We start from the raw sequence: 14,744 nt of genomic DNA on the forward strand, positions 1-14,744 counted from the left end.
TTGGTCTAATTTTACGGGCCAAGCTTAACGCAACTCAAAAATTAGCCGCGCACCTTCAGCTCACAAAGTTGACGGTAAGATTAATAATTGGGAACGTTTTAAGGTCGCAGCGTACACCATTTATTCAATGTTGGAAGAAGACGACTGCTTGACCTGCTGCCACAGCGCTTCCATTTCATCAAGCGTCAATGCGTCGAGCTTGTCGCCCTGTTCAGCCGCTAAGCGCTCTACGCCTTTAAAACGGTTAGCAAACTTGTTACTGGCGTTTCTAAGTGCGGTATCAGCATCTACCTTGCAATGTCTTGCCAAGTTAACCATGGCAAAAAGTGCATCACCAATTTCTTCTTCAATGGCTTGTTGGTTGTCGGGCACGCCACTGTTTAAAGGTACAACACCAGTCTTCAGTGCCCCTTGTGCTCGCTGTTTGAAATCCAGCTCTTGCTGAATCTCTTCCACTTCCTCACGTACTTTATCTATGACAGGTGCGGCATCAGACCAATCAAATCCTACCTTTGCACAGGCTTTCTGCAGCTTTTGCGCGTACATAAGTGCTGGCATACCTTTAGGCACATTATCTAGAATACTGTTTTCTGTTGCTTCGCTGTCTTGCTTTAAACGCTGCTTTTTAAGCTGCTTTTCCTGGGCTTTGATAGCATCCCACTGCGCGTTTAAAGCACTGTCACTCAATAGGGTACGTTCGACCGTGACGTTTTCATTTGTATCGCTGACACCTTCAGATGCAAGCGCGTTCGCAAACACATGAGGGTGGCGACGCACGAGCTTATCACTAATGCTTTTCGCCACATCGTCAAAAGAAAATGCACGCGATTCGCTGGCTATCTGCGCGTAGAACACCACTTGAAATAGCAAATCACCCAACTCATCTTTAATGTCGTGCATATCACCAGTGGCAATGGCATCAGCCACTTCGTAGGCTTCTTCTATGGTGTAGCGAGTTAGGCTTTCCATGGTTTGTTTTACATCCCACGGGCACCCAGATTGCGGGTCGCGCAGCTGCGCCATAATTTTAAGCAGTCGCTGCATTTCGCTAAGCTTAGCTTTGTTTGCGTTTTGCATCGGTCACGCCTTTAAGCTGTCGCAATCGGGTTAACACTTTAGACACCGTATCGAGATCGTGCACCTCTATCGAAATAGTGATAAGCGCCGTCTGTCTATTTTTATCACTTAGGCTGTTCACGCCTAGAAGAGGCACGTTTTCATTCGCCAATACCGTAGTAATATCGCGCAACAGGCCAGTTCTATCGTGACAAAATATATCAATACCCGTCTCAAAACCTACTTTAAGCTCTTGTGACCAATTCACTTCTATCTGACGCTCAGGGTGCTGTGACAACAAGTGTTGCAGCTGGTCGCAGCTTTCTTTATGAACGCTTACACCACGGCCTTGTGTGATATAGCCTAAAATCGCTTCGCCGGGAACCGGCTTACAGCAGTTCGCCAGCTGGCTCATTAAGTGACCCACGCCCTGCACCACCACTGCATCTTTTTTGCCCGTCCCGGCCGCAGTTTTGCGCGTTTTAACCTTAGGACTAATTTCGGGTTCTGGGGCTGGGGGCTCCTGCAAGTGATGAATAAAGTTAATCACCTGCATAACGCGTACATCACCGGCACCTACCGCAGTGTACAAGTCATCGAGGGTTTGTAAGTTAAACTTCTCAAATGCTTCATTAGGTACTTTGGCAGGTAAGTGAGCACGCTGAAGTTCGCGTTCTAGCAGCTCTTTACCGGCAGCAAGGTTTTTGTCTCTGTCCTGCTTTTTAAAGAAGGAATGGATAGTGGCACGCGCTCGTGACGAATGCACATAGCCAAGACCTGGGTGCATCCAGTCGCGACTTGGGTTTGGCTCTTTTCCGGTAAGTACTTCTATCTGATCGCCACTTTGCAGTAAATAAGTGAAAGGCACTATTCGCCCATTCACTTTTGCGCCAATACAGCGATGTCCCACATTACTGTGAATATAGTAAGCAAAATCAAGAGGCGTAGCGCCTTGGGGAAGGTCAATAACATCGCCTTTTGGTGTGAACACATACACCCTATCGTCAAACACCTGGCTGCGAAGTTCTTCAACCAAATCGCCAGACTCAGCCACTTCCTCTTGCCACGCTAATATGCGACGAAGCCAGTTTATACGCTCGTCATAGCCTGACTGCTTGCCCGTACTGCCCTCTTTATATTTCCAGTGAGCAGCCACACCCAGCTCTGCATCCTGATGCATTTTCTGCGTGCGAATTTGAATCTCTACCGACTTCCCTTCAGGCCCCACGATAACCGTGTGAATAGACTGGTAACCGTTAGGTTTTGGGGTTGCAATGTAGTCGTCGAATTCGTTCGGTAGGTGCTTATAGCTGGCGTGAACCGTACCAAGCGCGGCGTAACAGTCTTGAAGTCGCTCGGCAATAATACGCACCGCACGAATATCAAAAAGCTGCTCAAACGTAAGGCGCTTTTTCTGCATTTTTTTCCAAATGCTGAATATGTGCTTAGGACGGCCGTAAACCTCTGCGCGAATTTCTTCGCTATCAAGCAAGCCTTGCAAGTCGCCTACTATGGTTTCTATGTACTCGGCACGCTCTCGGCGCTTGCCGTCAAGCTGATGAGCTATTTGCTTGTAGGTGATGGGGTGTAGGTAGCGAAACGCAAGGTCTTCAAGCTCCCACTTTAACTGACCAATGCCCAAACGGTTTGCCAGTGGCGCATAGATGCTGGCGCATTCGCGGGCCACCATAACGCGGGTTTCTTCGTCGGCTTTTTTAACCTGTTGCAATGCACAAATGCGTTCTGCCATTTTGATCACAACGGCACGCACGTCTTCTACCATCGCCAGCAGCATGCGGCGAATACTGTCTATGTGCTGTTCGTCCGACTTTTCGGCAAAGCCAGAACCTTTAACTTTGCGAGCATGTAACGACTTGATGGCATCCATTCGGCGCACGCCAACGATCAGGTCGCGTATTTCCCCGCCGAATTCTTCATAAATATCGTCTTCACTTAAGGCGTGCTGTTCGCAATAGGGAAAAACCAGGGCCGCCTGAAGCGTTGCGTCATCCATATTGAGCTGACACAAAATCTCAACCATTTCCTGACCAACCAACAGTCGCTCGGGAATAGATGACACTGCACTTAGTTTTTCTTTTGTTTCTGCACTTAACTCAAGGCTATCTAACCACGCTTCAAAGGGTGGTCGGTCTGCTTGGTGGACCTTTCTTGTCGATACCATATCCTTTACTCGTTACTGCTGCTTTCGCGTAAACAAGGCCATCATTTCCATGTGATGGGTGAAGGGGAACATTTCTGCTACGCCCGCTTTTTCCATTTCATAACCTCCGTCTATCAACACCTTTGCGTCTCTAGAAAACGTACTTGGGTTGCAAGAAACATACACTATCGTTTTTGGTAGTGCTTTTACAAGCGCATGACAAACGGTCAACGCCCCTTCTCTTGAAGGGTCTAGTAATACCTTATCAAAGCCCAGCTGTAATGAAGCCTCGACGTTGGTCTTATCAGCCAAATCTAAATGCAGCCACTCTACATTTTCAATGCCCTGTTGCTGTGCATTGTCTTTGGCGCGGCGCACCATCTCTGCCACACCTTCTACCGCCTGAACCTTTGCACCTAACTTAGCAATAGGTAAAGTAAAATTGCCCAGCCCGCTAAACCAATCAGCGATACGTTCGCTGGGCTTTGGGTTTAGCCAACCTATTGCCTGATTAACCATTTTTTCGTTAACCACTTTATTAATTTGAATAAAGTCGTTAGCACTAGGTGAAATTGAGCAGCCATTTACCGTGTTCATCACCATATCAGTACCACGGCCCACACTGCGAATGTGCCCCTGCTTATTTTCAAGCTTTAATTCAATACCGTAGACACCAACTGATGAACTCGTGTTCACCAATTCGCTCACTGCATCAATAAGCTCAGCTTCAAGGGCTTTGGTGTGTTTAATAACAAGATGCGAGGTGTTGTCGCCTGCAATAAGGCTGATATGTCCAATATGACGCGCTGACTCGAACCCTGTAAGCGCTTCTCGTAAAGGGCCAATAAGTTTAGATAGCGGGTCGACCAGTATTGGGCAGGTTTCTACATTGATAACGTTACTGCTATTTGCTTCACGAAAGCCTAACTTAATTTGATTGGGGTTGCGGGCATCTATAGCCAGTCTTGCTTTCCTGCGATATTGAGGGCGCGGCCCTGCTAAAGGTGCTTGCCAAACATTTGGCTTCATTGCAAGGTGACGTTCCATCATCACTTTAAGAGCACGGTCACGTTGCTCAAGGGCAGCGTCAGGCTTTATGTGCTGTAGCTGACACCCACCACATGCATCAAACACAGGGCAAAAAGGCGCTTGTCTTTCATCACTTGGCGAATGAATGTTTGTCGCCCTGGCGTTAATGACTTTCTTTTTGCTAGATAGCACCTCTATGTCGCAGGTTTCTCCTACAAGGGCACCTTCAACAAATACCATCGGATTGCCGCGCACTACGCCATTGCCCATCCAGTCCAAATCTTCAATGGTGACCGTGTTAGGCTTTTGACTTTCACTGGTATCCGCTGCTTTTTTCCTTTTCCCAAATCGAAGTCCTGCGACCTGCGCGTTGGCTCTGGCATTCCCTTTTTTTGAAGCGCCACGCTCAGTAAGCGACGTTTTGCCTTTTTGCTTGCTACGAGATTGTTTAAAAAGGTTTGCCAAGTGTGACTCCGGTTACTTGCTTTACGTCGTTTGATGTTAGTAGAGGTTTTTGCGCGCGCTCACCAAATAGAAGTCGCCTGCGTGGGTTAGGGGCAGTTGCTCTATTCAGACTCTAGTATAACGGTGGCGACAGCATAATGCTGCTCATCTGAAATACTGACCACGCTTCGCGTGATACCTCGGTTTTTGCACATTGCAGCAAACTCGCCAGAAAAATGAAGCTCTGGCGCACCTAAATCGTTATTGCGCACTTCTATATGCTGCCAGCTGATCCCGTTTCCAATCCCTGTACCAAGGGCCTTCACTGCCGCTTCCTTGGCGGCAAAACGTTTGGCTAAGAAGCGGACTGGCGTACCGTGTTCGCTGAACTGCTGCCACTCGGCAGGCGTAAGCACTCGCTTGGCTAAGCGTTCATTAGCGCCATCGCCTTTACCAAGTCGCGCTATCTCTACAATGTCAGTACCTAGCCCTACAATCGCCACGTTATCTACACCCTTTTGAATCTAAGGTTAAATGCCCGCTCGTGCTTCTAGCATAAGTTTACGCATATCAGCTACAGCCGTATGAAGGCCATCAAACGCGGCGCGAGCAATGATAGCGTGGCCAATATTAAGTTCGATTAACTGAGGGATAGCCGCAATAGGCTTAACATTGTGATAGTGCAAGCCATGACCGGCGTTCACTTTAAGCCCTAAGCTATCGGCATACTCGATACCTTCAACTAAACGGGCTAGCTCTTTATGCTGCTCTTCTTCGCTGGTGGCTTCTGCATATTGGCCTGTATGAATTTCGATGTAAGGAGCGTTACATGCTGCTGCCGCGTCAATTTGCGCTTTGTCGGCATCAATGAACAACGACACCAAAATGTTCGCATTAGCGAGTCGCTCGCACGCCGCTTTGATGTTTTCAAAATTCCCTGCCACATCAAGACCACCTTCGGTAGTCAGCTCTTCGCGCTTTTCCGGTACTAAGCAACAAAAAACAGGCTTCACTTCTTCGGCAATGGCCAGCATTTCATCGGTTACCGCCATTTCCAAATTAAGTCGGGTATTAATGGTTTGCGCTAAAATGCGTACATCGCGGTCTTTAATGTGACGGCGGTCTTCACGTAAATGAACAGTAATGCCGTCTGCACCTGCACGCTCGGCAATATCCGCTGCGTGCACTGGATCTGGGTAATGCGTACCGCGCGCATTGCGCAGCGTTGCAATATGGTCGATGTTAACGCCTAATAAAATCGTGCTCATTTCACCACCTAACCTTTAAGAGCGATAGAAGAGGCCTGCTCTTCCTGTTTAATACGTTGCTTTAAGGGTAAAAATACCCTTTTAAGGAAAGTCGCAATTGTAGCAAATTTTTTTGTAGAACGTGCTTATTAAGCGTTTGAGTTAAGAGAAAATAATTTAATGCTATTACCGCGGTTTGGGCATAAAAAGCTCGCGGCTTTTAAGTGGCTTTTCACCAATTAGCGGCTTCAGCAAGTCCCGGCAAAGCACCTTAGCCACTTTTTTACTAAGCGGCGTAAATTCCCCCTGTGATAAACTAAGCAGCGCTTGTCCAGGAAAGCCTCGCATACCGCGGGGACCAGCCATATCGTCAGGCAGTCGCACGAACCCTGCGTCTATCTGAAAATGATAACTACCGGTTTCTTCTATGGGCAATTCGTACTCGACGTCGGTGGTGAAGTCGGGCAACAACCCCATTTCGTCAAGCAGTGCAAATTCGAATTGACGTAAGGTCACTTCTATGTCGCTATTATCACGAAGGGACAGCAGCGCATTTTCATAAGCATTGTGAACGCCATCGCTGGCAAGCCCTGCCGGCATAACGCGATTAGTTAGCTCGTTAACGTACATGGCGCAAAATAACGCCGTGCCCACAAGGTTGATGGAAGGCGAAACGCTTTCAACGTGACGTAAGTTTTTTAACTCTGACTTTCCGCTTAACTGTAAACGAAGATGCTGAAAAGGTTGAAGCAGGCTTTTTTTGTCAGATTTACTATTCTTCACCCCTTTCGCTACCGCACTAACACGCCCTTCTTCTAGGGTAAAAAAGTCAACAATATAGCTGGTCTCCCTGTAAGGGCGTCTATGCAGTACATAGGCATTTAACCATTCATTATTCATTGTTGCTCACTGTGTGTTAATTGTTGTCGAAGTTGTGCCTGTGGCAACGTTAATATCAGCTGCGCTTAATTCGTACCACTTTCATGGTTTCAAACTCAATGCCAGCCAGATCTTCAACGTGGCGATAGTAGGTTACGTTCACTCGCGCGCCTTTTAAGCTTTGGTATTGCTGTTTACGCCGATAGATAAAAGGGACATCAATACCTTCTAGCATAATGGTGTGGCGAATCCAGTCGCTGTCTTTCTCTTCTCGCTGAACGTGGGAAATCACTTTTGCATTGTCGGTTTGATTCAGCTGACTATGCTTATCCACCAGCTTTTGTCTTTCGCTTTTCACCTTTGCCCCTTCTTTCCACAACTTTACGCTTATTGCTCGTTAGGCTTACTGGCCATCCGTCTGCGTGTGAACTCGCTCCTGCTAACGCGCTTCTATTTGCTCTACAATAAGTTGCACGGTTTCCTGACCGCGAAATACGTTGATATCGAGCCGATAGGCAATATGCACGCGTTTGACCATGGCATTCGGCCATGATTTTAAATCAACGTTAAACGCAATAGCATCGACCTCGTTAGCACCGTCACTTTTTAACACCATTTTTAGGTGCTTTTGGCCAACTAAGCGCTGGTCAAGTAGTGCAAATTCACCATCGAATAGCGGTGATTCAAAGCCCTGACCAAACGGACCTGCTTGACGTAATAAATGCGCAAAGGGTAAACACAGCTCTTCCGACGACAAGTCACCGTCGGAAAATAAGGCATGATTACCATCAAGCTTTGCCATATGCGCACGCGCAATATTAACAAAAGCACGCTCGAAGTCTTGAAGCTTAGCTACGGGCAAGCTTAATCCAGCGGCCATGGCGTGCCCGCCAAATTTTTCGATAACGCCAGGGTAGCGCGTATTAACTTCATCAAGTACATCGCGAATGTGCACGCCAGGAATTGAGCGTGCAGAACCTTTAATGATCTCGTCGTCTTGATGGGCAAAAGCGATAACAGGCTTAAGGTACTTCTCTTTCAAACGCCCTGCTACAATACCAATAACCCCTTGGTGAAAGTCTTCGCGATAAACCACCAGTGCGCTTGGCATATCGCCTTCATTCAGCGCCATTTGCTCTAGTACGGTTTCCGCTTGTGCTTTCATGCCGGTCTCAATCTCACGGCGTTCTTTATTAAGCGCATCGAGTTCCGCAGCGATCATTCGCGCTTGAATGGTTTCATCTTCTAATAAGCACGCAATGCCTTGGGACATATCGTCTAATCGACCCGCGGCATTAAGCCTTGGCCCAACCACAAAGCCTAAGTCAGTTGAGGTTAAGTGAGCGCAATCGCGATTCGCTACTTCGACCAATGCTTTAATGCCAGGTCGACACTTACCTGCCCGAATCCGCTGAAGGCCTTGATGAACTAAAATTCGGTTGTTTTTATCAAGCACTACTACATCGGCCACGGTGCCAACCGCAACAATATCAAGTAGCGACGCTAGATTTGGTGGCGCTACTCCCGCTTTTTCAAAATGCCCTTGCTGCTGTAACTCGGCTTTAAGTGCTAGCATGATGTAAAAGGCAACGCCAACCCCAGCCAAATTTTTAGAAGGGAATTCACAGCCAGGTTGGTTAGGATTTACTATCGCATCAGCAGGAGGTAGAACATCGCCTGGCAAATGGTGATCGGTAACAACAACCTGCATTCCCAACGACTTTGCATGGGTTACACCGTCAATACAGGAAATGCCATTGTCCACTGTGACAATAACCTCTGCCCCCTGTTTGGCAGCTTCATCCACAATAGGCACGCTAAGTCCGTAACCGAAGTCAAAGCGGTTAGGTACAAGAAAATCAACGTTGTGATAGCCCATGGCTCGAAGCGCCAATATGCATACCGATGTACTGGTTGCTCCGTCGGCATCAAAATCGCCCACAATAATAATACGTTTATTTTGTACAACAGCATCAGCGAGAATTTGCGCGGCCTGCGGCATGCCCTTCAAGACATTGAAATGGGTTAGTCCTTTTAGACCATTCTCCAAGTCATCTAAATTCGCAATATTACGACCGCGATAAATTCTATCGATAACAGGATGTAAGTCGGAACTAAGCGAGGCGCCGGTAACCTCACGGCGAACAATAGGCAAAATCATGAAATACCACTAACCAAAACTGTAAATGCAGTTGTCGATGCCAGTTCAAATAGGCTTTAATTAAAAAGACTGGAGTCGGGACACTTGATAATTAGTGCAGATTCCAAGTAAACGCCCGTGTGAGCTGCAAAGCAAAACTGTACGAAAAAACGCTAGAAAATATGAGGACGAATAATACCGCAGAAAACAAAAAAACGCACAAAGCGTGCGTTTTTATCATATTTAAGGTTAAGGACTGAATCGCTATTCAGCTTCCTCCAATGCTTTAGCAAGCAACGCAGCTGGCTGATAACCAGGAATCAATGAACCGTCTGGCAGTACGATATTTGGCGTGCCATTCACGCCTAATTTTTGACCTAACATGTACTGCTCTGCCACTTTATTTTTACAGCTTGCGCTAGCTACGTCGTTACCCGCTTTAGCTTTAGTTAACGCTTTTTGCGGATCTTTCGCACACCACACCGACACCATATCGTTGTAGTTTTCACTGTTTAACCCAGAACGTGGAAACGCAAGGTAGTGTACGGTGATGCCCGCATCGTTGAGTTCATCAATCTCGTTGTGAAATTTACGGCAATAGCCACACGTAATATCAGTAAATACGCTTATTTCATGCTTTTCGTTCTTGGCCTTAAACGTAATAGACGATGATTCCATCTCTTTTACGCCCTCTTTGCGCAGCCCAGAAAGTGCCAGTTCTGTTTCGTTACGCATCTCTTCATCAATGTTGAAAACACGGGCCTGAAGCAGATACTGCCCGTTTTCACTTACGTAAAACAAACCGCGGTTTGTTGATACTTGGACCAAGCCAGATACTGGAGAGTCGGCAATGGTTTCTACATCCAACCCTAACATTGACGATAACTTGTTGCGGATAGCGGCTTCGTCAGCTGCCTGCGCGCTAAGACCCAGTAATGATCCCGCCGCAACTACACTGGCTAACAATACTTTCTTTACTGCTTTCACTAAATACTCTCCATTTTGCCATTTAAGTTCGCTTGTACTTACTGGCTTAACATGCAACTGCTTGAATCGGTATCTTTCCATTTAAAGCAATTGCTAAAAATTTTTACATTCATAACGTTCAGACCGTAAAACTTAGCAAAAAATTGCACGTTAAACGCTAATTTTCTTTTAACCTCAGTACATTTAACGTCAACATTTAAACTCACTCGCGTTACAGCACTAACGGAAAATGTATGTTCTAAACGTTTTGCATGGCTCGTATCCTACCATAGACCTTTTTATTTTATATACGTCGTCACTGAGCCTCGTCGTATACAGCCCCCAATTTATAGCATTCTTTATTTGAATATTTAGCCACGTGGGTGATGACTGTGGATTAAAGTTTGAAGTCGCTCTGTTGCTACATGGGTGTATATTTGAGTCGTTGACAAATCGCTGTGCCCCAACAGCATTTGTACAACACGCAAATCAGCACCGTGATTCAAAAGGTGTGTCGCAAAGGCATGACGCAACGTGTGGGGAGAAAGGTGCTGCTCAATTCCCGCTTTCACCGCATAGTATTTAATGCGATGCCAAAATGTTTGGCGCGTCATTTTCTGTCCACGCTTGCTTAGAAAAACCATATCAGAAGCTTTACTGGCGAGTATCGGTCTTGCTGTTTTAATATAGGTCAGTAGCCATTCTATTGCATCTTCACCAAGGGGCACTAAGCGCTCTTTATTCCCTTTACCCACAACCCTAACTACGCCTTGCTGAAGGCTTATTTGATCCATTGTTAACCCAATAAGCTCACTTACACGAAGGCCGGTCGCGTAAAGCACTTCAAGCATGCTCTTGTCCCGACATTCAATAGGGTCGTCGGTAAGGGGGGCATTTAGCAAATCTTCAACTTGTTGCTCACTGAGTGAAGAAGGCAAAGCTTTGGGTGTTTTCGGATTAGACAGCGCTGAAACTGGGCTGTCTACACGTACCTGCTTACTAATTAGGAATACGAAAAACGCCCGGATAGCGCTAAGCGCACGTTGGGTGCTGCGTGTGGACAGCCCCTTGTCGTGTCGATAGGCTAAATAATCCTGAAGCTGCTCAGTGGTCAGCACAGCGATATCTTTTACGCCTTGATTGTTGCTGAAGATAGCAAGCTTAGTAAGGTCGGTGCGATAGCTCTGCTGAGTATGATCAGACAGTCCTTTCTCAAGCCAAAGCATCTCGATAAAACCATCGATATGCGCCTGACTCGCTGCAGGCACATAAGTTAACTCACGTTGAGTTTTTGCCATCTAAAAGCCACGCTTTTGCTTAATCAGCTCGTAGGCTGATTGAATATCTTGCGCTTTCTTTTTCGCAATTTCCATTGCCTGTTCAGGTAGCCCTTTAGACACCAGCTTATCGGGGTGATGCTCAGACATGCGCTTCCTGTAGGCACGCTTTATTGTCTTTTCATCGTCGGATGCCGCCACACCTAATATGTGATAGGCATCATCTAAACTTTGCTGTTCTGAATAGGCTGATTGGCTGTGCTGACGTTGACCTGAATGAGTGCGTTGTCCTGAGCCAGAGTTAGACCGCTGCCTAAAGCGTATTTCAGCTTCATACATTGAAATTAGATAATCTAAATCACGACGCCTAAAGCCTAGTGGCTTCGCTACTTTTTCAAGTACGTTGTATTCTTCCTGTGAAAGCTGACCGTCGGCGAAAGCGGCTTGAATAAGAATCTCTAAGAATACTTGAAGAATATCCCGTCTACCGTGGCTGGCGTCGTAAAAACCTTTCAACGTATCGACTAAAGGAAAGTCTCGCGCTTTGCCTTCTCTAAATGCATCCTGAGCTTCACGACGGGCATCCCCAGTTAAACGCATCTCGTCCATTAATGCTGTGGCGATTTGAATTTCTCTGTCCGTTACTTTGCCGTCAGACTTAGCAAGATGGCCTAACGCACTAAACAAACTATGAAAGAAAATAGCTTGCTGCTTCAGATTGTCCTGATCGGTAAAAAAGCGCCCAAAGCCACCTAGCTGATTGAAGTCTTGGCGATAGGCTTTATCAAAAAAGTGCCCGACTAACAGCCCTAAGATCGCCCCAGGTATTTTAAGAAACATAAAGCCGAACAAGGCGCCGAGGATTTTTCCCCAAATTGACATCGCGTCATACTCCGTTGGTGCACTGTTTAGAAAGTTGATGTTACTGTAGTGAAATCACGCCGTGCAGAGGCGTTATACCATTAATCATCATATCAAATACATAAGTTAATTAACTAGGGCTTGTGCAGCTTGAAATCAAGCTTACTGCCACTAATTGCCTCCGTCTTTGATGTGTTGTGCATATAAAAGTGCATTTTTTTGTCTGAATGGTTGGTAATTACGACAGAAGTGCTTAGAATTGAGCGCTTATATGAATAGTAATAGCGAGTGAAAGCTACATTAACTCTTTGCCAAGAAGTAATGTGCATTATCACTGTTTTTTTAAACGTTATGTCGAACTAACCGAGACGGACGTCGTCTTACTTGGGTTTAAAAGCAACATACAACAAAACAGGCCGCCCATTAACGCATGAAAAACACCTGCGCCATGCTTGTTTCCGCGACTCTTTTGCCTACAGTCGCGTTTGCACAGGAAACGACAGCTTCAAATTCTAAACCAACGTCAGATGCAGCCCCTCTTGCATTCTGCTCAGTCGAACCTGTTACTTTCAGTAGCCAGGCATTAATGCCCAAAGGCCACGTTAAAGTTGAAGCTAACCGTACTGAAATTATCCAAGATACCGTAGCGCTGTTTTCTGGTAATGTTGATATCACGTCAGATACTGCGGTAATTAGTGCATCTCAAGCACAGATTAACGGAAGTGGCAGAGACCTTATTGCGAAAGGCGACGTAACGTATCAAGACTCGCAGTTAAAAGTAGAAAGTGATGCTGTGACCCTTCGCTCTGAAGAAGAGCGCTTAGAAATGCAAAATACCCGCTATCAGTTGACGGGTTTTGTGGGTCAGGGAGCCGCAAAAGATATTGTATTAGATACAGATACGGGAATTGTGCTCAAAGAAGTTAGCTTCACTACGTGTCCTGAAGGCGATGAAGACTGGTTAATACGCGCCAGTGAAATTAGTTTGGAAAAAGGGACCGTATGGGGCCAAGCCAAACACACACGCTTCTACATTGCCGATGTTCCAGTGTTTTATTTACCGTATTTTGCGTTCCCTGTTAGCAACGAGCGCCAAACGGGCCTATTGTTTCCAGAGTTAACCAGTTCAAGCAGAACGGGCGTCGACTATACGCAGCCCTTTTACTGGAATATTGCCCCCAACTATGACATGACTATCTCACCGCGATTGATGACTCTTCGCGGTCTTCAGCTGAATACTGAGTTCCGTTATCTAACGGAGCGTAGCCAAGGCAAAGCATACGTGGAGTACTTGCCGAGCGACTCAGATATTAGTGGGAACCCTGACCGATATTTTTATCGCTTGGAACATCAAGGGCTTATAGCTGACAACTGGCTACTAAACGTTGATTTCAACGGATTAAGTGACGACAACTATTTAGTAGATCTTGGTTCAGATTATTATGGTCGCGCTGACACCCACCTATATCGTAGCGTTGGATTAAGTTACTACTCGCAGAATCTATCCGTAAATATGCAGATAAAAGATTTTGAAGTACTGGGTAATACTGCAGATAGTTATCGCGCCGTACCCGAGATAAAAGTCAACTACAACAAAGCGATAGGTGAATATTTAGAGTTCAACCTAGACTCAGAAGTCGCACACTTTGACAATACTCTCGATACCGCTCCAACGGCTACTCGTTTTCACGTTGCACCTACTTTAGCGGTGCCGCTTCGCGCAGCATGGGGTGAACTTGTCGCAGAAACTACGCTTTTTCAAACGGTCTATCAACAAGACAATGTTGAAGGAACCGACTTAAAAGAAGATGTTGAACGCACATTAGGACAAGCTCGCCTTTATGGCGCATTATACTTTGAAAGAGATACATCGTGGTTCAGCAACGATATGTCGATGACTTTAGAGCCAAAGATTCAATATCTTTATACATCGTATGAAGACCAAACTGCGATTGGATTCTATGACTCAACGCCGCTGTTAACCGACGTTGAAGGGTTGTTTAGAGGTCAGGAGTTTACTGGCCTTGATAGAATAAGCGATAACAACCAAATCACCCTTGGCGCGACTACACGCATGTTGGATAAAAACAATCGGGAACAATTTGTTCTTAGTGTGGGTCAGATATTCTACCTTGAAGATAACAAAGTCATTGCGGCAACCAAGAATCAAGATCGTTCAGCGCTTGCCGCTGAAGTGGATTGGCGCTTTAATAAAAACTGGTTCTTCCATTCTGATGTGCAAGTGACCACTGACACAGACAAAGTTGACTTAAGCAGTGTGGGTATTGAATACCGCAAAGATGATTCGCGCTTTATTCAATTAAGTCATCGCTATGTTCGCGATCTCAGTGGTGAAACCATAGATCAAATTGGTATTTCGGCAAGCTGGCCTATATCTGAAAATTGGCAGTGGGTTGGCCGTACTTACCGAGATCTTGAACGCAATAGAAGTGTAGAAACCTATGCAGGTATCCAGTATGAATCATGCTGTTGGGCGGTGCGATTAGTTGCACAGCGCAGCCTGAACAACCGTTACAATGCTAGCGGCGAGCAGACAACAGACGATTTTGATTCTGGAATATCGCTACAATTTATTTTCAAAGGCATCGGGTCATCTGGTACCCAAAGAAGCATGCTTCAAGACGGTATGTTTGGCTATCGTCAGCCTTATAGTTTAAATTAAC

General features: G+C 46.1%; 12 protein-coding genes. 1 reads left to right on the top strand and 11 read right to left on the bottom strand.

What is annotated here, in order from left to right:
• Positions 1-120: 120 nt before the first annotated feature.
• From mazG to djlA, 11 genes are all read right to left on the bottom strand, one after another.
• On the bottom strand, positions 121-1,077 hold the full coding sequence (gene mazG, locus QME20_RS12285; protein ID WP_281716000.1) for a nucleoside triphosphate pyrophosphohydrolase: 957 nt from the start codon (positions 1,075-1,077) through the stop codon (positions 121-123).
• Positions 1,055-3,238, bottom strand: a complete 2,184-nt coding sequence (gene relA, locus QME20_RS12290) for a GTP diphosphokinase (RefSeq protein WP_110288478.1) — start codon at positions 3,236-3,238, stop codon at positions 1,055-1,057. Before relA ends, mazG begins: the two co-directional genes overlap by 23 nt.
• A gap of 12 nt (positions 3,239-3,250) precedes the next feature.
• Complete coding sequence (rlmD, locus tag QME20_RS12295; protein WP_239218730.1) at positions 3,251-4,711, bottom strand: 23S rRNA (uracil(1939)-C(5))-methyltransferase RlmD; 1,461 nt, start codon at positions 4,709-4,711, stop codon at positions 3,251-3,253.
• 101 nt (positions 4,712-4,812) lie between these two features.
• Positions 4,813-5,193 carry a holo-ACP synthase gene (acpS, locus tag QME20_RS12300; RefSeq protein WP_187447194.1) on the bottom strand — a complete coding sequence of 127 codons (381 nt, stop codon included), beginning with the start codon at positions 5,191-5,193 and terminating at the stop codon, positions 4,813-4,815.
• 27 nt (positions 5,194-5,220) lie between these two features.
• Complete coding sequence (gene pdxJ / locus QME20_RS12305; RefSeq protein WP_014975702.1) at positions 5,221-5,958, bottom strand: pyridoxine 5'-phosphate synthase; 738 nt, start codon at positions 5,956-5,958, stop codon at positions 5,221-5,223.
• A gap of 165 nt (positions 5,959-6,123) precedes the next feature.
• Entirely contained in the window at positions 6,124-6,837 is a 714-nt protein-coding gene (gene recO / locus QME20_RS12310) for a DNA repair protein RecO (RefSeq protein WP_061094242.1), read from the bottom strand.
• 55 nt (positions 6,838-6,892) lie between these two features.
• Entirely contained in the window at positions 6,893-7,174 is a 282-nt protein-coding gene (locus QME20_RS12315; protein ID WP_014978360.1) for a hypothetical protein, read from the bottom strand.
• An 81-nt stretch (positions 7,175-7,255) separates the two neighbouring features.
• A complete protein-coding gene (gene recJ / locus QME20_RS12320) occupies positions 7,256-8,977 on the bottom strand; it encodes a single-stranded-DNA-specific exonuclease RecJ (protein WP_081099331.1) in 1,722 nt (573 codons plus the stop codon).
• Positions 8,978-9,220: 243 nt separating this feature from the next.
• On the bottom strand, positions 9,221-9,943 hold the full coding sequence (gene dsbC / locus QME20_RS12325) for a bifunctional protein-disulfide isomerase/oxidoreductase DsbC (RefSeq protein ID WP_196494333.1): 723 nt from the start codon (positions 9,941-9,943) through the stop codon (positions 9,221-9,223).
• A gap of 350 nt (positions 9,944-10,293) precedes the next feature.
• The gene (gene xerD / locus QME20_RS12330; protein WP_061094239.1) at positions 10,294-11,220 is read right to left on the bottom strand and encodes a site-specific tyrosine recombinase XerD; all 927 of its coding nucleotides are present in this window, start codon (positions 11,218-11,220) and stop codon (positions 10,294-10,296) included.
• Positions 11,221-12,081: a co-chaperone DjlA gene (djlA, locus tag QME20_RS12335; protein ID WP_014948312.1), complete on the bottom strand. Its 861-nt coding sequence runs from the start codon at positions 12,079-12,081 to the stop codon at positions 11,221-11,223.
• 409 nt (positions 12,082-12,490) lie between these two features.
• Here djlA and lptD point away from each other — a divergent pair, with 409 nt between their 5' ends.
• A complete protein-coding gene (gene lptD, locus QME20_RS12340; protein ID WP_061094238.1) occupies positions 12,491-14,743 on the top strand; it encodes an LPS assembly protein LptD in 2,253 nt (750 codons plus the stop codon).
• Position 14,744: the final 1 nt, after the last annotated feature.

It is taken from the genome of Alteromonas sp. CyTr2 (assembly GCF_947311905.1).
Taxonomy (GTDB): domain Bacteria; phylum Pseudomonadota; class Gammaproteobacteria; order Enterobacterales; family Alteromonadaceae; genus Alteromonas; species Alteromonas macleodii.

What these genes read in the sequence shown, in the direction of transcription:
- mazG (WP_281716000.1), bottom strand. Translation starts at nt 1,077, where the DNA reads ATGCAAAACGCAAACAAAGCTAAGCTTAGCGAAATGCAGCGACTGCTT.
- pdxJ (WP_014975702.1), bottom strand. Translation starts at nt 5,958, where the DNA reads ATGAGCACGATTTTATTAGGCGTTAACATCGACCATATTGCAACGCTG.
- lptD (WP_061094238.1), top strand. Translation starts at nt 12,491, where the DNA reads ATGAAAAACACCTGCGCCATGCTTGTTTCCGCGACTCTTTTGCCTACA.
- relA (WP_110288478.1), bottom strand. Translation starts at nt 3,238, where the DNA reads ATGGTATCGACAAGAAAGGTCCACCAAGCAGACCGACCACCCTTTGAA.
- recJ (WP_081099331.1), bottom strand. Translation starts at nt 8,977, where the DNA reads ATGATTTTGCCTATTGTTCGCCGTGAGGTTACCGGCGCCTCGCTTAGT.
- recO (WP_061094242.1), bottom strand. Translation starts at nt 6,837, where the DNA reads ATGAATAATGAATGGTTAAATGCCTATGTACTGCATAGACGCCCTTAC.
- xerD (WP_061094239.1), bottom strand. Translation starts at nt 11,220, where the DNA reads ATGGCAAAAACTCAACGTGAGTTAACTTATGTGCCTGCAGCGAGTCAG.
- djlA (WP_014948312.1), bottom strand. Translation starts at nt 12,081, where the DNA reads ATGTCAATTTGGGGAAAAATCCTCGGCGCCTTGTTCGGCTTTATGTTT.